Below are 287 nucleotides of genomic sequence, written 5' to 3'. Positions count from 1 at the left end.
GAGAAGGTTATAGATTACCTCGCGCGCGTGAGGCAGCCCTTCAGCGTCAACCTCCTAGCGCAGGTTGCAGCTATGGCAGCGCTTGAAGACAAGGAATTTCTTAAACAAAGCGTTGAGATTGTTAGAGAGGGTAGAAAATACCTCGTAGAGGAGCTGAAGAAAATTCCAGGCGTTAAGGCTTTCACCTCACAGGCGAATTTTGTGCTTTTCAGGGTAGAGAAAACAGGCTTAGTTGAAGAGCTGCTGAAACGCGGGATTATTACGCGAGGCTGTGAGTCCTTCCCGGG

At 49.5% G+C, this 287-nt stretch carries 1 protein-coding gene; it reads left to right on the top strand.

Going from position 1 to position 287, the window contains the following annotated elements; all coding sequences use genetic code 11:
* Positions 1 to 27: 27 nt before the first annotated feature.
* A partial coding sequence (locus BWM17_RS09625) for an aminotransferase class I/II-fold pyridoxal phosphate-dependent enzyme (RefSeq protein ID WP_309493781.1) occupies positions 28 to 287 on the top strand: 260 nt, incomplete at its 3' end.

The organism is Candidatus Hecatella orcuttiae (assembly GCF_002009985.1).
Taxonomy (GTDB): Archaea; Thermoproteota; Bathyarchaeia; order Hecatellales; family Hecatellaceae; genus Hecatella; species Hecatella orcuttiae.
The sequence above is the reverse complement of the archived record's forward strand: the minus strand, read 5'-3'. Positions and strand labels throughout refer to the sequence as shown.